This window comes from Streptomyces thermocarboxydus (assembly GCF_024760485.1).
Classification (GTDB): domain Bacteria; phylum Actinomycetota; class Actinomycetes; order Streptomycetales; family Streptomycetaceae; genus Streptomyces; species Streptomyces cellulosae.
Genome location: NZ_CP058273.1, coordinates 1,613,836 through 1,630,438, shown reverse-complemented (window position 1 = coordinate 1,630,438; position 16,603 = coordinate 1,613,836). Strand labels below are relative to the sequence as shown.

Sequence of the window (16,603 nt, the reverse complement as noted above, 5' to 3'; positions counted from 1 at the left end):
GATCTCAGCCCTCCGAAGGGGCGAGGCGCTGAAGCTCCGCCTCGGTCGACTTCAGCAGGTCGTTCCAGGACGCCTCGAACTTGTCGACGCCCTCGTCCTCCAGAAGCCGCACCACCTCGTCGTACGAGATGCCGAGCCGCTCGACCGCGTCGAGGTCGGCGCGCGCCTGCTCGTACGTGCCCGCGATGGTGTTGCCCCGGATGTCGCCCTGCTCCTCGGTGGCGAACAGCGTCGCCTCCGGCATGGTGTTCACCGTGTTCGGCGCCACCAGCTCGTCGACGTACATCGTCGCCTTGTACGCCTTGTCCTTCACACCGGTCGACGCCCACAGCGGACGCTGCTTGTTGGCGCCCTCGCGCTCCAGCGCGGCCCAGCGGTCCGTGGAGAAGACCTCCTCGTACGCCTGGTACGCCAGGCGCGCGTTGGCGATGGCGGCCTTGCCGCGCAGCGCCTTGGCCTCGTCGGTGCCGAGCGCGTCGATCCGCTTGTCGATCTCGGTGTCCACGCGGGACACGAAGAAGGACGCCACGGAGTGGATCTTCGACAGGTCCAGGCCGCGCTCCTTGGCCTTCTCCAGGCCGGTCAGGAACGCGTCCATCACCTTGCGGTAGCGCTCCAGGGAGAAGATCAGCGTGACGTTGACGCTGATGCCCAGGCCGATGACCTCGGCGATGGCCGGGATGCCCGCCTCGGTCGCCGGGATCTTGATCAGGGTGTTCGGCCGGTCCACCAGCCAGGCGAGCTGCTTGGCCTCGGCGACCGTCGCGCGGGTGTCGTGCGCCAGCCGCGGGTCCACCTCGATGGACACCCGGCCGTCACGGCCGTCGGTGGCGTCGAAGACCGGACGCAGGATGTCGGCGGCGTCACGGACGTCCGCCGTCGTGATCATCCGGATGGCCTCCTCGACGGTGACCTTCCGGGCCGCGAGGTCGGCCAGCTGCGTGTCGTAGCCGTCGCCCTCGGAGATCGCCTTCTGGAAGATCGTCGGGTTGGTGGTGACGCCCACGACGTGCTGCTGGTCGATCAGCTCCGACAGGTTGCCGGACGTGATCCGCTTGCGCGACAGGTCGTCCAGCCAGATCGCGACGCCCTCGTCGGAAAGGCGCTTCAGTGCGTCTGTCATGGAAATTCCATCTCCTACGTGTCGTGTGTGAGCGTCAGCGCCGGGCGGCGGCGATCGATTCCCGCGCGACGGCGGCCACGTTGTCGGCGGTGAAGCCGTACTTCTCGAACAGCACCTTGCCGTCGGCCGAGGCGCCGAAGTGCTCCAGCGAGACGATGCGGCCGGCGTCGCCCACGTACTTGTGCCAGGTGAGGCCGATCCCCGCCTCGACGGCCACACGCGCCTTCACGGACGGCGGCAGGACGCTGTCCCGGTACCCCTGGTCCTGCTCCTCGAACCACTCCACGGACGGCATGGACACCACGCGCGTCGGCACACCGTCGGCCTGGAGCCGCTCGCGCGCCTCGACGGCGACGTGCACCTCGGAGCCGGTGGCGATCAGGACGACCTCGGGCTCGCCGCCCTCGGCCTCGAACAGCACGTACCCGCCGCGGGCCGCGTCCTCGTTCGGCTCGTACGTCGGCACGCCCTGGCGGGTGAGCGCCAGACCGTGCGGGGCGCCCTTGCCGAACTCCTTGGTCCAGCGCTTGAGGATCTCGCGCCAGGCGATCGCGGTCTCGTTCGCGTCGGCCGGGCGGACCACGTTCAGGCCCGGAATGGCGCGCAGCGACGCGAGGTGCTCGACCGGCTGGTGGGTCGGGCCGTCCTCGCCGAGACCGATGGAGTCGTGCGTCCACACGTACGTCACCGGCAGGTGCATCAGCGCCGACAGACGCACGGCGTTGCGCATGTAGTCGGAGAACACCAAGAAGGTGCCGCCGTAGATGCGGGTGTTTCCGTGCAGCGCGATGCCGTTCATCTCCGCGGCCATGGAGTGCTCGCGGATGCCGAAGTGGATCGTGCGGCCGTACGGGTTCGCCTCCGGCAGCGGGTTGTCCGCCGGGAGGAACGACGACGTCTTGTCGATCGTGGTGTTGTTGGAGCCGGCGAGGTCGGCCGAGCCGCCCCACAGCTCCGGGATCACCGCGCCGAGCGCCTGCAGCACCTTGCCGGAGGCGGCGCGGGTGGCGACGCCCTTGCCCGGCTCGAACACCGGCAGCGCGTCCTGCCAGCCCTTGGGCAGCTCGCCCGCGGCGATGCGGTCGTACTGGGCGGCGCGCTCCGGGTTGTTGTCCCGCCACTGCTGGAAGGACTTCTCCCACACGGCGCGCGCGGCCTGGCCGCGCTCCAGCGCCTTGCGGGTGTGCGCGATGACCTCGTCGGCGACCTCGAAGGTCTTCTCCGGGTCGAAGCCGAGGACCCGCTTGGTGGCCGCGACCTCGTCGTCGCCGAGCGCCGAGCCGTGCGCGGCCTCGGTGTTCTGCGCGTTCGGCGCGGGCCAGGCGATGATCGAGCGCATCGCGATGAAGGACGGCCGGTCGGTGACCTTCTTCGCCTCCTGGATCGCGTCGTAGATCGCGTTCGGGTCCAGGTCCCCGTCGGGCTTCGGCGCCACACGCTGCACGTGCCAGCCGTACGCCTCGTACCGCTTGACCGTGTCCTCGGAGACGGCCGTCTCGGTGTCGCCCTCGATCGAGATGTGGTTGTCGTCCCACAGCAGGACCAGGTTGCCGAGCTTCTGGTGCCCGGCCAGCGAGGAGGCCTCGGCGGAGATGCCCTCCTGGAGGCAGCCGTCACCGGCGATGCAGTAGATGTAGTGGTCGAACGGGGACTCCCCGGCGGGGGCCTCCGGGTCGAACAGCCCGCGCTCGTAGCGGGCGGCCATCGCCATGCCCACCGCGTTGGCGACACCCTGGCCGAGCGGGCCGGTCGTGGTCTCCACGCCCGTGGTGTGCCCGTACTCCGGGTGGCCCGGAGTCTTCGAGCCCCAGGTGCGGAAGGACTTCAGGTCGTCCAGCTCCAGGCCGAAGCCGGCCAGGTAGAGCTGGGTGTAGAGGGTCAGGGACGAATGGCCGGCGGACAGCACGAAGCGGTCTCGCCCGACCCAGTCGGCGTCCGCCGGGTCGTGCCGCATCACCTTCTGGAAGAGGGTGTAGGCGGCAGGCGCCAGGCTCATCGCCGTACCCGGATGGCCGTTGCCGACCTTCTGTACGGCATCGGCGGCCAGGACGCGGGCGGTGTCGACGGCCCGCTGGTCCAGTTCGGTCCACTCGAGGTCTGTGGTGGTCGGCTTGGTGCTCACCCTGAGTCAGGGCTCCTCTCCACATGTCGGATGCCGGCGATTGCCCACCGGCGTGGTCGAGCCTACCCCCGTAGGACGTGCCTTTTTCCGGGTCATTCCAGAGTGCGGGCACTCCCCGGGACGCGCCTCCTGACTGGGAAGTTTCCGCATTCGGCAGATGAATACGGAGCCGCTCATCCGCGTGCTCAATCGAGCTTCGGGACGCACCTCGGAGAGGGGTCCGCCAACACGACCGGACCCCCGCGAATGCCGGGGTCTGGGCAACGTCTAGAGTGGCGTGGTACGCGCGAGCCTTTACCGGCACTTCACAGGGAAAGGCTCGCTGGGATGTCTCTGTAGGGGTGTGCGTGACGGCCGTTGAATCCCGCCCGGCGGGGGTTTTGGGGACGAGTCAGAGCCCTGCGCATCGGCCGTTCCGGGCCCGTGTGACGGCATTCGTGGCTCTCACCAAGCCGCGGATCATCGAACTGCTGCTCATCACCACCGTCCCGGTGATGTTCCTGGCGCAGCAGGGCGTGCCCGACCTGACGCTCGTGCTGCTGACCTGCCTCGGCGGCTATCTGTCGGCCGGCGGCGCCAACGCGCTCAACATGTACATCGACCGCGACATCGACGCGCTGATGGACCGCACCTCGCAGCGCCCGCTGGTGACCGGCATGGTCAGCCCGCGTGAGGCCCTGGTCTTCGGCATCACCCTGGCGGTCGTCTCGACGCTGCTGTTCGGCCTGACCGTCAACTGGCTGTCCGCCTGGCTGTCCCTCGGCGCGCTCCTCTTCTACGTCGTCGTCTACACGATGATCCTCAAGCGCCGCACGGCGCAGAACATCGTGTGGGGCGGCATCGCCGGCTGCATGCCGGTGCTGATCGGCTGGTCCGCCGTCACCAACTCGATGTCCTGGGCCCCGGTCGTCCTCTTCCTCGTCATCTTCTTCTGGACGCCGCCGCACTACTGGCCGCTGTCCATGAAGGTGAAGGAGGACTACGCGCGCGTGGGCGTGCCGATGCTGCCGGTCGTCGCCGGCAACAAGGCGGTCGCCAAGCAGATCGTCCTCTACAGCTGGGTGATGGTCGGCGTGTCGCTGCTCCTCACCCCGATGGGCTACACCGGCTGGTTCTACACCGCGGTCGCCCTGGCGGCCGGCGGCTGGTGGCTGTGGGAGGCGCACGCGCTGCTGAACCGCGCCAAGGCCGAGGTGACGGGCGCCAAGCTCAAGGAGATGCGCCTCTTCCACTGGTCCATCACCTATGTCTCCCTGCTCTTCGTCGCCATCGCGGTGGACCCCTTCCTGCGCTGAGACGCACGCCTGCACGCCGACGGGCGGGGCACGTGGCCAAGGCCACGGACCCCGCCCGTCGCCGTTCGATCTACCCGTCGGTAGCATCCTGCTCATGGCAGACACGCAGCAGGTGGACCCGAAGGACGGGCAGAAGGCGGCCCGGCTCGCCAAGCGGATCGGCGGCTACGCCAAGGAGCACGGCGGCGCCGAGGGACATGTGGAGTACCTCGGAGAGCGCGGCGCCCGCATCGTCCTCGTCGGCGAGGACGGCGCCTGGGGGGACGTGCACGCGCCCTCCATGGAGATCGCCCGGCTGGCCGTCGAGAAGGCGGGCATCACCGTGCACGAGCAGTTCGACGGCGACTTCGCCGCCAAGGTGAGGACCGGCCCGTACGAGTGGAGCCGCATGGCCGGCATCCAGGTCGGCGGCCCCTCCAACGACTGACCGCCCCACGGGCAACACCTCTTCCCCGGTTCACCCGTTAGGACCTGTAGACAGCGTCCACACGGGGAGAGTCCGGAGATGATCGACCCGCCGTCCCTCGTGGACCAGTACTGCCACGGCGTACTGCGCACGGAGCTGGGCCTCGGCACGTTCGAGGCCCAGCTGGCCCGCACCGAGGGACCGCCGGCGCCCGGCACCACCCTCTTCGACACCCAGACCGGGTTCGCGGTGCGCCGCTGGTGCCCGCCCCTGCTGGGCCTCGAACCGCACTGCCCTCCCGCCCGCTACCTCGCCCGCCGCCGTGAGCTCGGCACGGTCGAGGCGGGCCGCCGGCTGCTGCGCGGCAGCGGCATCACCGCCTACCTCGTCGACACCGGCCTGCCCGACGACCTCACCGACCCCGACGAGCTGGCCCGCGCCGGCCAGGCCGAGGCGCACGAGATCGTCCGCCTGGAGCAGCTCGCCGAACAGGTCGCCGACACCTCCGGCACCGTCGAGTCCTTCCTCGCCAACCTCGCCGAGTCGGTGCACGGCGCCGCCGCGCACGCCGTCGCCTTCACCTCCGTGGCCGGACTGCGCCACGGCCTCGCACTCGCCCCCGAGCCGCCCGAGGCGGGGGAGGTGCGCGGCGCGGCCGGACGCTGGCTGGCCGCGCGCGTCGCTGGGGACCGGCTCACCGACCCGGTGCTGCTGCGCCATCTGCTGTGGATCGCCGTCGCCTCGGGACTGCCGCTCCAGCTGCACGCCGGCCTCGGCGCCCCGGGCGCGCGCGTCGACCGCACCGACCCGGTCCTGCTCACCGACTTCGTCCGGGCCACCGCAGGACTCGGCACCGACCTCGTCCTGCTGCACGGCTACCCGTACCACCGCCACGCCGCCCACCTCGCGGGCGTCTTCCCGCACGTCTACGCCGACTGCGGCGCCGCCCTGGTCCGCACCGGCGCCCGCGCGGCGACCGTCCTCGCGGAGGTGCTGGAACTGGCCCCCTTCGGCAAGATCCTCTTCTCCAGCGGCGCCCGCGGCCTGCCCGAGCTGCACGTCGTCGGCGCCCACCTCTTCCGGGAGGCCCTCGCCCGGGTCCTCGGCGGCTGGGTCTCCGAGGGCGCCTGGTCCCTGGACGACGCCCAGCGCGTCGCCACGATGATCGCCTCCGGCAACGCGGCCCGGGTGTACGGGCTGAGCTGACCGGAAGACGCCGTGCGGGGGAGCTGGCCGGGGGAGACTGGGCGGATGCAGCAGACCGACGCCCTGCTCGGCCGCTTCCTCGCCGGGCTCGCGCCCCTGTCCCCGCTCGCGGTGTGGGCACACGGCTCCCTGGCCGCCGGGGACTACGTGGAGGGCCGCAGCGACCTCGACCTGATCGCCGTCCTGCCGCATCCGCCGGGCGCCGGCACCGTGTGGCGGGTGGCGGTCCTGCACAACCGGCTGCGCGCCGCACCGCTCGCGGGCGGGCTCCACTGCACGTACCTGGCTCCGAAGACGGCAGCCGACGCGGAGCGCAGGCACCTCACCTGGGCGCACGAGCGGCTGCTGCGGCGGCCCGTCACCCCGGTCACCCGCACCGAACTGCACACGTCGGGCCGGGTGCTGCACGGTGCGCCGCCCGCGGACCTGCTGCCTGCGGTGCCGACGGCGAGCTCGCCGCGTTCGTGCTGCGCGACCAGCGCGACTACTGGCGGCCGCACGTGGACCGGGCGGACCTGTGGACGCGGGACGTATGGGTCGACCTGGGGATGCTGACCCACGCGCGGGCCACCGTCACCCTCCGGGAGGGCCGGCTGATCAGCAAGCGGGAGGCGCTGGACGTGCTGCCCGGCCTCGGCGCGCCCGAGGAGGTCGTCGAGGACATCCGCGCGCGCCGGTACGGCGGGGCGGTCATGGCCGACGTGCGCCGGCGTGCCGCGCTGGTGCGGGGTTACCTGGGGCCGGCGATCGACGCGCTGGTGGCCGGCTCCTGAGCCGGGACGGCCGACGGCTGCGGGCCCGACTCCGGGCGCTCGCGCAGCGACAGCAGGACGCGCAGCACACAGATCCACACCGCGCACGAGCCGAACATGTGCGCGCCCACCAGGATCTCGGGCAGGTCGGTGAAGTACTGCACGTAGCCGATCGCGCCCTGCGCCAGCAGGACCAGGAACAGCTCACGGGTGCGCGACAGCGGGCCCTTGGGGGCGTCGACGGCCTTCAGCACGAACCACAGGGCGAAGGTCAGCGTCACCACGATCCACGCCAGGACGGCGTGCAGCTTGGTGACCGTCTCCCAGTCCAGCGGCATCCGCGGGACCTCGCTGGAGTCGCCCGCGTGCGGGCCCGCGCCGGTGACCACCGTGCCGGCCGCGATCAGCAGCGCGGACGCGGCCACCAGGAACCACACCAGCTGCTGCACGGCCTTGCCGACCAGCGGCCGTGGCCCGGCGTCGCCCTCGCGGGTGCGCTGCCACATCACCGTGGCGACCGCGATCAGCGCCGAGGACAGCAGGAAGTGCGCCGCGACCGTGTACGGGTTCAGACCGACCAGCACCACGATGCCGCCGAGCACCGCGTTGCCCATGACCACCCAGAACTGCGCCCAGCCCAGCCGGGTGAGGCTGCGCCGGTACGGCTTCTGGGAGCGCGCGGCGACGATCGCCCAGCCGACGGCCGCGCACAGCACGTACGTCAGCAGGCGGTTGCCGAACTCGATGTAGCCGTGGATGCCCATCTCGGCCGTGTTGTGGAGCGAGTCCTCGGTGCACTTGGGCCAGGTCGGGCAGCCCAGGCCGGAACCGGTCAGCCGGACGGCGCCGCCGGTGACCACGATGACCACCGACATCACGAGCGCGGCGAGGGCCGCGCGCCGGACGGTCCCGGGGGCCGGGGTCCAGCGGGCGGCGACGAAGGCGAGCGGGTTGCGCAGCGGCGAGGGGGCGTCGGCGCGGGTCACGTTTGGCACGCGTCCCATCGTAGGCGTCCGCTTGTGCACGGTTTCACGAGGGTCGGTCCCGGTCATCGCGCACTACTCCCAGCGGAAGAACGCACCGGCCGCGGCGAGCCCCGCGACCGCCCAGGCGGTGAGGATCCCCAGGTCGGCCCAGGGCATCCCGGCGCCGTGCTGGAGGACGTCCCGCAGGCCCTCCGACAGCGCGGCGATCGGCAGCAGCCCGAGCACGTCCTGCGCGGCCTCGGGGAACTTGTCCAGCGGTACGACCACGCCGCCGCCGACGAGCAGCAGCAGGAAGACCAGGTTGGCGGCGGCGAGCGTCGCCTCCGCCTTGAGCGTGCCGGCCATCAGCAGTCCGAGCCCCGAGAAGGCGGCCGTGCCCAGCGCCAGCAGGGCGACCACCGCGAGCGCGCCGCCCTGCGGGTCCCAGCCGAGCATCAGCGCGATCACCGTCAGCAGGACCACCTGGAGCACCTCGGTGACCAGCACCGACAGCGTCTTGGCGGTCATCAGCCCCCAGCGCGGCAGCGGAGAGGCGGCGAGCCGCTTCAGCACGCCGTAGCGCCGCTCGAAGCCGGTCGCGATGGCCTGCCCGGTGAACGCGGTCGACATCACCGCGAGCGCCAGGATGCCGGGCGCGAGGAAGTCCACCGCCGCGCCGTCGCCGGTGTCCACCACGTCCACGGTGCTGAACAGCACCAGGAGCAGGCTGGGGATGATCACGGTGAGCAGCAGCTGCTCGCCGTTGCGCAGCAGCATCTTCGTCTCGAGCACCGCCTGGGCGGCGATCATGCGCACGAGGGGCGCCGCGCCCGGCTGCGGTGAGTAGGTCCCGGTGGCCGTCACGAACGCAGCTCCTTGCCGGTCAGCTCAAGAAAGACGTCTTCCAAGGTGTGCCGTTCCACCGAGATCCGGTCCGGCAGGACACCGTGCTGCGCGCACCAGGACGTCACCGTGGCGAGCAGCTGCGGGTCTACCTTGCCGGTGACCCGGTACGAGCCCGGCGTCACCTCGGCGGCCGACGCGTCGGACGGCAGCGCCTTCAGCAGGGACGCCACGTCCAGACCGGGCCGCCCGGAGAAGCGCAGGGTGTTCTCGGCGCCGCCCCGGCACAGCTCCTCGGGGGAGCCCTGGGCGACGACCCGGCCGGCGTCGATGATCGCCACGTCGTCGGCGAGCTGCTCGGCCTCGTCCATGTGGTGCGTGGTGAGGACGACGGAGACACCGTCGTTGCGGAGGTCCCGGACCAGGTCCCAGGTGGCGTGGCGGGCCTGCGGGTCGAGTCCGGCGGTCGGCTCGTCCAGGAACACGAGCTCGGGGCGGCCCACCACGGCCATCGCCAGCGCGAGCCGCTGCTGCTGCCCGCCGGACAGCCGCCGGTAGGACGTACGGCCGCAGGAGCCGAGGCCCAGGCGTTCCATCAGCGCGTCCACGTCCAGCGGGCGCGCGTGCAGCTTCGCCACATGGCGCAGCATCTCGTCCGCCCGCGCCCCCGCGTACACGCCGCCGGACTGGAGCATCACGCCGATGCGGGGCCGCAGCGCCGCCGACTCACGGACCGGGTCGAGACCCAGGACGCGCACCGTGCCGGAGTCCGGCCGCCGGTACCCCTCGCAGATCTCGACCGTGCTCGTCTTGCCCGCTCCGTTGGGGCCGAGCACGGCGGTCACGCCCTGCCGGGCCGCCAGGTCGAGGCCGTCCACCGCGGTCTTCGTGCCGTACCGCTTCACCAGGGCCTGCACCTGGACCACGGGCTCACTTCGCATGGGTCATGAGTCTAGGGAGGTTCCGGGGGCCCCGGACCCGGGGGTGCGGGAAGCCGTCCGGACGGGAAAGGCGGTCTTGCGTGGGCCGTCCGGAATGTGCTTCCGGACGGGAAATGCGCCGGTCGGAGGGGGTGCGGGCGATGTCGGCACGGTGTGTGCGGTCGGCCCCTGTCTGATCGATCAGAGATCGTTTCCGCAGGTCGGATTAGGTTTACCTAAGTGATGCAAGGCACTGTGGGCCGTCCGGACGCGGCTTGCCCGGCTCCGAGGAATTACGCAACAATGGCGTTGTGAAAAACGTTGGCGAGGCGTCCCACGAGGAGCTGGCAACCGGTGAGCGGTCCACCCGCAACCGCGTCGCCCGCTCCATCCTGGACCACGGCCCGTCGACCGTCGCCGAACTGGCCGGGCGGCTGAAGCTCACCCAGGCGGCCGTGCGCCGCCACCTCGACGCCCTGGCCGCGGACAACGTCGTGGAGGCCCGCGAGCGGCGGGTCTACGGCACGCGCTCGCGCGGACGTCCGGCCAAGGTGTTCGCCCTGACCGACTGCGGCCGGGACGCCTTCGACCAGTCCTACGACAAGCTCGCGGTGGACGCGCTGCGCTGGATCGGCGAGCGGGAGGGCGGCGACGACGCCATCGCCGCGTTCGCCCGCGCCCGTATCGCCGCCCAGGCGGGCTCCTACCGCAAGGCCGTCGAGTCCGTACCGCCCGAGCAGCGCACCGAAGCCCTGGCCAAGGCGCTCAGCGCGGACGGGTACGCTGCGACCGCGCGCAGCGCACCGGTCGGCGAGCAGCTCTGCCAGCACCACTGCCCGGTCGCCCACGCCGCCGAACAGTTCCCGCAGCTCTGCGAGGCCGAGACGGAATTTTTCGCCGAGCTCCTCGGTACTCACGTACAGCGGCTGGCGACGATCGCGCACGGCGACGGCGTCTGCACGACGTTCATCCCCAAGATTTCCCACACCGCATCTGCAAGCACGTCCGGGAGGAACCCCGCATGACTCTCCCCACGGAGACTGCCCACCCCGAGCTGGAGGGTCTGGGCACCTACGAATACGGCTGGGCCGACCGTGACGAGGCCGGTGCGTCGGCGCGCCGCGGCCTGAACGAGGACGTCGTCCGGGACATCTCCTCGAAGAAGGACGAGCCGGAGTGGATGACGAAGCTCCGCCTCAAGGGCCTGCGCCTGTTCGAGAAGAAGCCCATGCCGAACTGGGGCTCCGACCTCTCCGGCATCGACTTCGACAACATCAAGTACTTCGTGCGGTCGACGGAGAAGCAGGCGGAGTCCTGGGAGGACCTCCCCGAGGACATCAAGAACACCTACGACAAGCTGGGCATCCCCGAGGCCGAGAAGAAGCGCCTCGTCGCCGGTGTCGCCGCCCAGTACGAGTCGGAGGTCGTCTACCACCAGATCCGCGAGGACCTGGAGGAGCAGGGCGTCATCTTCCTCGACACCGACACCGCCCTGAAGGAGCACCCGGAGCTCTTCAAGGAGTACTTCGGCACGGTCATCCCCGCCGGTGACAACAAGTTCGCCGCGCTGAACACGGCCGTGTGGTCCGGCGGTTCCTTCATCTACGTGCCCCCGGGCGTGCATGTCGAGATCCCGCTCCAGGCCTACTTCCGGATCAACACCGAGAACATGGGCCAGTTCGAGCGGACCCTGATCATCGTCGACGAGGGCGCCTACGTGCACTACGTCGAGGGCTGCACCGCGCCGATCTACAAGTCGGACTCGCTGCACTCCGCGGTCGTCGAGATCATCGTCAAGAAGAACGCCCGCTGCCGCTACACGACCATCCAGAACTGGTCGAACAACGTCTACAACCTGGTGACCAAGCGCGCCGTGGCCTACGAGGGCGCCACCATGGAGTGGGTCGACGGCAACATCGGCTCCAAGGTGACGATGAAGTACCCGGCCGTCTACCTGATGGGCGAGCACGCCAAGGGCGAGACCCTGTCCATCGCCTTCGCGGGCGAGGGCCAGCACCAGGACGCCGGCGCCAAGATGGTCCACATGGCCCCGAACACGTCGTCGAACATCGTCTCCAAGTCGGTGGCGCGCGGCGGCGGCCGGACCTCCTACCGCGGTCTCATCGAGATCGGCGAGGGCGCCCCGGGCTCCAAGTCCAACGTGCTGTGCGACGCGCTGCTGGTGGACACCATCTCCCGCTCGGACACCTACCCCTACGTGGACGTCCGCGAGGACGACGTGTCCATGGGCCACGAGGCGACCGTCTCCAAGGTCTCCGAGGACCAGCTCTTCTACCTGATGAGCCGCGGCCTCTCCGAGGACGAGGCGATGGCGATGATCGTGCGCGGCTTCGTCGAGCCGATCGCCAAGGAACTGCCGATGGAGTACGCGCTCGAGCTCAACCGGCTGATCGAGCTCCAGATGGAAGGCGCGGTCGGCTGACCGCCGCCCCCGTCTCCCGTCAGGCCCCTTACGCAACGGAAAGCGAGCACTACGACAGCCATGGCTGAGGCTCAGAACTCCCCCACCTCCGGCTACGCTTCGGCGGGGGGACCCCCACCGGTCGGTTCCACGACCGCCGGTTCGATTGCGGTCGCCGCCGAGTCGACCGTCGCCACGCGCATGAGCGCGCCCGCGTCCTTCGACGTGGCGGACTTCCCCGTCCCCCACGGCCGTGAGGAGGAGTGGCGGTTCACCCCGCTGGAGCGGCTGCGCGGGCTGCACGACGGCACCGCCGCCGCCACCGACGCGGGCGTCAAGGTCGCCGTCGAGGCGCCCGAGGGCGTCACCGTCGAGACCGTCGGCCGTGACGACGCCCGGCTCGGCCGCACCGGAGCCCCGGTGGACCGCGTCGCCGCGCAGGCGTACTCGGCCTTCACCCAGGCGTCGGTCGTGACCGTGCCGAAGGAGACCGTCCTCACCGAGCCGATCCGCATCGCGGTGCACGGCGAGGGCGGCATCGCCTACGGCCACCAGGTGATCGAGCTCGGCGCCTTCGCCGAGGCCCTCGTGGTCATCGACCACACCGGCGACGCGGTGCTCGCCGCCAACGTCGAGTACGTCCTCGGCGACGGCGCCAAGCTCACCGTGGTGTCCGTCCAGGACTGGGACGACAAGGCCGTGCACGTCGCCCAGCACAACGCCCTCGTCGGCCGCGACGCCTCCTTCAAGTCGGTCGTCGTGACCTTCGGCGGCGACGTCGTCCGCCTGCACCCGCGCGTCACCTACGCGGGCACCGGCGGCGAGGCCGAGCTGTTCGGCCTGTACTTCACGGACGCCGGCCAGCACCAGGAGCACCGCCTCCTGGTCGACCACAACGTCCCGCACTGCAAGTCCAACGTCGTCTACAAGGGCGCGCTGCAGGGCGACGACGCGCACGCCGTGTGGATCGGCGACGTGCTCATCGAGGCCAAGGCCGAGGGCACCGACACCTACGAGATGAACCGCAACCTCGTCCTCACCGACGGCGCGCGGGTCGACTCCGTGCCGAACCTGGAGATCGAGACCGGCGAGATCGTCGGCGCCGGCCACGCCTCCGCGACCGGCCGCTTCGACGACGAGCAGCTCTTCTACCTGATGGCCCGCGGCATCCCCGAGAAGGACGCCCGCCGTCTGGTGGTCCGCGGCTTCTTCGCCGAGCTCGTCCAGCAGATCGGCGTCCCCGACATCGAGGAGCGCCTGATCGCCAAGATCGAGGAGGAGCTGGAGGCCGCGGTCGCATGACCTTCGTACGCGTCTGTGGACTGGGCGAGCTGGAGGAGGACACCCCCAAGCGGGTGGAGCTCGACGGCACGCCGGTCTCCATCGTGCGCACCGAGGGCGAGGTGTTCGCGATCAACGACATCTGCTCGCACGCGAACGTGTCCCTCTCGGAGGGCGAGGTGGACGACTGCCACATCGAGTGCTGGCTGCACGGCTCGCGTTTCGACCTCCGTTCCGGCAAGCCCGACGCCCTTCCGGCGACGCGCCCCGTCCCCGTATACCCCGTAAAGATCGAAGGGGACGACGTGCTCGTCTCCCTCACCCAGGAGTCCTGAGGCACCCATGGCAACGCTTGAAATCCGAGACCTGCACGTCACCGTCGAGGCCGACAACGCCACGAAGGAGATCCTCAAGGGCGTCGACCTCACCGTGAAGCAGGGCGAGACGCACGCCATCATGGGCCCCAACGGCTCGGGCAAGTCGACCCTCGCCTACTCGCTCGCGGGTCACCCCAAGTACACGATCACGCAGGGCACCGTCACCCTCGACGGCGAGGACGTCCTGGAGATGTCCGTCGACGAGCGCGCCCGCGCCGGCCTGTTCCTCGCCATGCAGTACCCGGTCGAGGTCCCCGGCGTCTCCGTCTCCAACTTCCTGCGCACCTCCGCCACCGCCGTCCGCGGCGAGGCCCCCAAGCTGCGTACCTGGGTGAAGGAGGTCAAGGAGGCCATGGAGCGCCTCAACATGGACCCCGCCTTCGCCGAGCGGAACGTGAACGAGGGCTTCTCCGGCGGTGAGAAGAAGCGCCACGAGATCCTTCAGCTGGAGCTGCTCAAGCCGAAGATCGCCATCCTCGACGAGACCGACTCCGGCCTGGACGTCGACGCCCTGCGCGTCGTCTCCGAGGGCGTCAACCGCGTCCGCGAGTCCGGCCAGGTCGGCACCCTGCTGATCACGCACTACACGCGCATCCTGCGCTACATCAAGCCCGACCACGTCCACGTCTTCGCGGCCGGACGGATCGCCGAGTCCGGCGGCCCCGAGCTCGCCGACAAGCTGGAGGCCGAGGGCTACGAGGCTTACACGAAGGGTGGCGCATCCGAGTGACACAGCTGCCGGGCCTCCTCGACACCGAGGCGATCCGCAAGGACTTCCCCATCCTGGACCGTCAGGTCCACGACGGGCGCAAGCTCGTGTACCTGGACAACGCGGCGACCAGCCAGAAGCCGCGGCAGGTGCTGGACGCCCTCGGCGAGTACTACGAGCGCTACAACGCCAACGTCCACCGCGGTGTGCATGTGCTCGCCGAGGAGGCCACGGCGCTGTACGAGGGTGCGCGCGACAAGGTCGCGGAGTTCGTCAACGCTCCCTCGCGCGACGAGGTGATCTTCACCAAGAACGCCTCCGAGTCGCTCAACCTCGTGGCCAACATGCTCGGCTGGGCCGACGAGCCCTACCGGGTGGACCACGAGACCGAGATCGTCATCACGGAGATGGAGCACCACTCCAACATCGTGCCGTGGCAGCTGCTCGCGCAGCGCACGGGCGCGAAGCTGAAGTGGTTCGGCCTCACCGACGACGGCCGGCTCGACCTGTCCAACATCGACGAGATCATCACCGAGAAGACGAAGATCGTCTCCTTCGTGCTGGTCTCCAACATCCTGGGCACGGTCAACCCGGTCGAGGCCATAGTGCGCCGCGCCCAGGAGGTCGGCGCCCTCGTGTGCATCGACGCCTCCCAGGCCGCGCCGCACATGCCGCTGGACGTGCAGGCCCTCCAGGCCGACTTCGTGGCCTTCACCGGCCACAAGATGTGCGGCCCGACCGGCATCGGCGTCCTGTGGGGCCGCCAGGAGCTGCTCGAGGACCTGCCTCCGTTCCTCGGCGGCGGCGAGATGATCGAGACCGTGTCGATGAGCTCGTCGACGTACGCGCCCGCCCCGCACAAGTTCGAGGCGGGCACCCCGCCGATCGCCCAGGCGGTCGGTCTCGGCGCGGCGATCGACTACCTGTCGGGCATCGGCATGGACAAGATCCTCGCCCACGAGCACGCCATCACCGAGTACGCCGTCAAGCGGCTCCTCGAGGTGCCGGACCTGCGCATCATCGGTCCGGCCACCGCGGAGGACCGCGGCGCCGCGATCTCCTTCACCCTCGGGGACATCCACCCGCACGACGTGGGCCAGGTCCTCGACGAGCAGGGCATCGCGGTCCGGGTCGGACACCACTGCGCCCGCCCCGTCTGCCTGCGGTACGGAATTCCTGCGACCACCCGTGCGTCGTTCTATCTGTACTCCACGCCGGCGGACATCGACGCACTGGTCGACGGTCTGGAGCACGTACGGAACTTCTTCGGATGAGGGGCTGAGGCGTGAAGCTGGACTCCATGTACCAGGACGTCATCCTGGACCACTACAAGAACCCGCACGGCCGGGGTCTTCGGGATGGCGACGCCGAGGTGCACCACGTCAACCCGACGTGCGGCGACGAGATCACGCTGCGCGTGAAGTACGACGGCACGACCATCAGCGACGTCAGCTACGAGGGACAGGGCTGTTCCATCAGCCAGGCGTCCGCGTCCGTGCTGAACGACCTGCTGGTCGGCAAGGATCTCGCCGAGGCGCAGAAGATCCAGGGCACGTTCCTGGAGCTGATGCAGTCCAAGGGGAAGATCGAGCCCGACGACGCGATGGAGGAGGTGCTGGAGGACGCGATCGCGTTCGCCGGCGTCTCCAAGTACCCCGCGCGGGTCAAGTGCGCCCTCCTGAGCTGGATGGCGTGGAAGGACGCGACGGCCCAGGCGCTGGGCGCCGACGCCGAAAGGACTACGGCATGAGCGAGACCGTGGAGATGAAGCCGGCCTCGGAGGAGGAGCTCCGCGAGGCCCTGATGGACGTCGTCGACCCGGAGCTGGGCATCGACGTCGTCAACCTCGGCCTCATCTACGGCATCCACATCGACGACTCCAACGTGGCGACCGTCGACATGACCCTGACCTCGGCGGCCTGCCCGCTGACCGACGTCATCGAGGACCAGGCGAAGTCCGCCACGGACGGCCTGGTCAACGAGCTGCGGATCAACTGGGTCTGGATGCCGCCGTGGGGCCCGGACAAGATCACGGACGACGGCCGTGAGCAGCTGCGGGCGCTGGGGTTCAACGTCTGAGCTCCGCCGCACACGGCGTGACGGCGACGTTCCCTTCGGGGGGCGTCGCCGTTTACGTGCTCCCGGCCGGTTTTCGTGCTTCTCGCCGGGCGCCGTTGTGTAC

Annotated in this window: 16 protein-coding genes and 1 pseudogene; 12 read left to right on the top strand and 5 right to left on the bottom strand. The window is 70.4% G+C overall.

The genetic code is table 11. The annotated features are described in order from the left end of the window. Positions 1-4: 4 nt before the first annotated feature. A complete protein-coding gene (tal, locus tag AY578_RS07675) occupies positions 5-1,123 on the bottom strand; it encodes a transaldolase (RefSeq protein ID WP_210638198.1) in 1,119 nt (372 codons plus the stop codon). A 34-nt stretch (positions 1,124-1,157) separates the two neighbouring features. After that, the gene (gene tkt, locus AY578_RS07670) at positions 1,158-3,245 is read right to left on the bottom strand and encodes a transketolase (protein WP_019522238.1); all 2,088 of its coding nucleotides are present in this window, start codon (positions 3,243-3,245) and stop codon (positions 1,158-1,160) included. 341 nt (positions 3,246-3,586) lie between these two features. Here tkt and AY578_RS07665 point away from each other — a divergent pair, with 341 nt between their 5' ends. The 4 genes and pseudogenes from AY578_RS07665 to AY578_RS07650 all read left to right on the top strand — a co-directional run bounded on the left by AY578_RS07665 (position 3,587) and on the right by AY578_RS07650 (position 6,925). Continuing rightward, positions 3,587-4,540 carry a heme o synthase gene (locus AY578_RS07665; protein ID WP_161108448.1) on the top strand — a complete coding sequence of 318 codons (954 nt, stop codon included), beginning with the start codon at positions 3,587-3,589 and terminating at the stop codon, positions 4,538-4,540. A gap of 94 nt (positions 4,541-4,634) precedes the next feature. After that, positions 4,635-4,967, top strand: coding sequence for a hypothetical protein (locus AY578_RS07660; protein ID WP_028960689.1), 333 nt, complete (start codon positions 4,635-4,637; stop codon positions 4,965-4,967). A 78-nt stretch (positions 4,968-5,045) separates the two neighbouring features. Next, positions 5,046-6,152, top strand: coding sequence for an amidohydrolase family protein (locus AY578_RS07655; protein WP_019522235.1), 1,107 nt, complete (start codon positions 5,046-5,048; stop codon positions 6,150-6,152). 45 nt (positions 6,153-6,197) lie between these two features. Next, a pseudogene (locus AY578_RS07650) lies at positions 6,198-6,925 on the top strand (nucleotidyltransferase domain-containing protein). On the opposite strand, the gene AY578_RS07645 reads toward AY578_RS07650, so the two are convergent. The 3 genes from AY578_RS07645 to AY578_RS07635 are packed head-to-tail and all read right to left on the bottom strand — an operon-like array spanning position 6,883 to position 9,653. Beyond that, positions 6,883-7,908 carry a COX15/CtaA family protein gene (locus AY578_RS07645; protein WP_215187891.1) on the bottom strand — a complete coding sequence of 342 codons (1,026 nt, stop codon included), beginning with the start codon at positions 7,906-7,908 and terminating at the stop codon, positions 6,883-6,885. The pseudogene AY578_RS07650 and the gene AY578_RS07645 sit on opposite strands and share 43 nt — an antisense overlap. Before the next feature lie 54 nt (positions 7,909-7,962). Next, positions 7,963-8,733 (bottom strand): ABC transporter permease, encoded by a 771-nt coding sequence (locus AY578_RS07640; RefSeq protein ID WP_136239269.1) that lies wholly within the window; start codon positions 8,731-8,733, stop codon positions 7,963-7,965. Then, positions 8,730-9,653, bottom strand: coding sequence for an ABC transporter ATP-binding protein (locus AY578_RS07635; protein ID WP_215187890.1), 924 nt, complete (start codon positions 9,651-9,653; stop codon positions 8,730-8,732). Before AY578_RS07635 ends, AY578_RS07640 begins: the two co-directional genes overlap by 4 nt. 290 nt (positions 9,654-9,943) lie before the next feature. Here AY578_RS07635 and AY578_RS07630 point away from each other — a divergent pair, with 290 nt between their 5' ends. From AY578_RS07630 to AY578_RS07595, 8 genes are read left to right on the top strand one after another with little or no spacing between them, the layout of a single operon-like run. Continuing rightward, positions 9,944-10,657 carry a helix-turn-helix transcriptional regulator gene (locus tag AY578_RS07630; protein ID WP_019522230.1) on the top strand — a complete coding sequence of 238 codons (714 nt, stop codon included), beginning with the start codon at positions 9,944-9,946 and terminating at the stop codon, positions 10,655-10,657. Beyond that, positions 10,654-12,075: a Fe-S cluster assembly protein SufB gene (sufB, locus tag AY578_RS07625; RefSeq protein WP_189899490.1), complete on the top strand. Its 1,422-nt coding sequence runs from the start codon at positions 10,654-10,656 to the stop codon at positions 12,073-12,075. Before AY578_RS07630 ends, sufB begins: the two co-directional genes overlap by 4 nt. A gap of 60 nt (positions 12,076-12,135) precedes the next feature. Next, positions 12,136-13,356 (top strand): Fe-S cluster assembly protein SufD, encoded by a 1,221-nt coding sequence (gene sufD / locus AY578_RS07620; protein ID WP_258902197.1) that lies wholly within the window; start codon positions 12,136-12,138, stop codon positions 13,354-13,356. Next, positions 13,353-13,670, top strand: a complete 318-nt coding sequence (locus AY578_RS07615; protein ID WP_028960693.1) for a non-heme iron oxygenase ferredoxin subunit — start codon at positions 13,353-13,355, stop codon at positions 13,668-13,670. Before sufD ends, AY578_RS07615 begins: the two co-directional genes overlap by 4 nt. 7 nt (positions 13,671-13,677) lie before the next feature. After that, positions 13,678-14,442 (top strand): Fe-S cluster assembly ATPase SufC, encoded by a 765-nt coding sequence (gene sufC / locus AY578_RS07610; protein WP_019522227.1) that lies wholly within the window; start codon positions 13,678-13,680, stop codon positions 14,440-14,442. Further along, on the top strand, positions 14,439-15,695 hold the full coding sequence (locus tag AY578_RS07605; protein ID WP_019522226.1) for a cysteine desulfurase: 1,257 nt from the start codon (positions 14,439-14,441) through the stop codon (positions 15,693-15,695). The genes sufC and AY578_RS07605 overlap by 4 nt, the downstream gene beginning before the upstream one ends. An 11-nt stretch (positions 15,696-15,706) precedes the next feature. Continuing rightward, on the top strand, positions 15,707-16,171 hold the full coding sequence (sufU, locus tag AY578_RS07600; protein WP_019522225.1) for a Fe-S cluster assembly sulfur transfer protein SufU: 465 nt from the start codon (positions 15,707-15,709) through the stop codon (positions 16,169-16,171). Further along, on the top strand, positions 16,168-16,500 hold the full coding sequence (locus AY578_RS07595; RefSeq protein ID WP_006131178.1) for a metal-sulfur cluster assembly factor: 333 nt from the start codon (positions 16,168-16,170) through the stop codon (positions 16,498-16,500). The genes sufU and AY578_RS07595 overlap by 4 nt, the downstream gene beginning before the upstream one ends. Positions 16,501-16,603: the final 103 nt, after the last annotated feature.

What these genes read in the sequence shown, in the direction of transcription:
- AY578_RS07645 (WP_215187891.1), bottom strand. Translation starts at nt 7,908, where the DNA reads ATGGGACGCGTGCCAAACGTGACCCGCGCCGACGCCCCCTCGCCGCTG.
- AY578_RS07615 (WP_028960693.1), top strand. Translation starts at nt 13,353, where the DNA reads ATGACCTTCGTACGCGTCTGTGGACTGGGCGAGCTGGAGGAGGACACC.
- sufC (WP_019522227.1), top strand. Translation starts at nt 13,678, where the DNA reads ATGGCAACGCTTGAAATCCGAGACCTGCACGTCACCGTCGAGGCCGAC.
- tal (WP_210638198.1), bottom strand. Translation starts at nt 1,123, where the DNA reads ATGACAGACGCACTGAAGCGCCTTTCCGACGAGGGCGTCGCGATCTGG.
- AY578_RS07635 (WP_215187890.1), bottom strand. Translation starts at nt 9,653, where the DNA reads ATGCGAAGTGAGCCCGTGGTCCAGGTGCAGGCCCTGGTGAAGCGGTAC.
- sufB (WP_189899490.1), top strand. Translation starts at nt 10,654, where the DNA reads ATGACTCTCCCCACGGAGACTGCCCACCCCGAGCTGGAGGGTCTGGGC.
- AY578_RS07660 (WP_028960689.1), top strand. Translation starts at nt 4,635, where the DNA reads ATGGCAGACACGCAGCAGGTGGACCCGAAGGACGGGCAGAAGGCGGCC.
- AY578_RS07595 (WP_006131178.1), top strand. Translation starts at nt 16,168, where the DNA reads ATGAGCGAGACCGTGGAGATGAAGCCGGCCTCGGAGGAGGAGCTCCGC.
- AY578_RS07655 (WP_019522235.1), top strand. Translation starts at nt 5,046, where the DNA reads ATGATCGACCCGCCGTCCCTCGTGGACCAGTACTGCCACGGCGTACTG.
- sufD (WP_258902197.1), top strand. Translation starts at nt 12,136, where the DNA reads ATGGCTGAGGCTCAGAACTCCCCCACCTCCGGCTACGCTTCGGCGGGG.